Genomic DNA, 248 nt, shown 5'->3' with positions numbered 1-248 from the left:
ATCGCGCACACAAGGAATGCCTAGCTTTCGCTTCTCTCCATTCGGTTTTGGTATTTCTACCCGTTTAACCGGTTGGGGTTTATAAGTCCCATTAAGTAATTTATTCCGTAGAGGAATATAATACTCATTGATGTGTTCTTCTATTTCAAAGACGGTCATCCCGTCAATACCTGCTGCACCTTTATTCCGTTTAACGGATTTAATGGCAGCTTCCATATTCTCTCTTGTTACAACTCGCTCCATCAAAG

Annotated in this window: 1 pseudogene; it reads right to left on the bottom strand. The window is 41.1% G+C overall.

Features of this window, described 5'->3' with window-relative positions:
* A pseudogene (locus ACEN31_RS11755) lies at window positions 1–246 on the bottom strand (group II intron reverse transcriptase/maturase); the annotation flags it as partial.
* Between the last annotated feature and the right edge of the window lie 2 nt (window positions 247–248).

Source organism: Ruoffia sp. FAM 26255, assembly GCF_045528525.1.
Taxonomy (GTDB): domain Bacteria; phylum Bacillota; class Bacilli; order Lactobacillales; family Aerococcaceae; genus Ruoffia; species Ruoffia tabacinasalis.
This window is presented reverse-complemented; position numbering and strand designations above follow the sequence as displayed.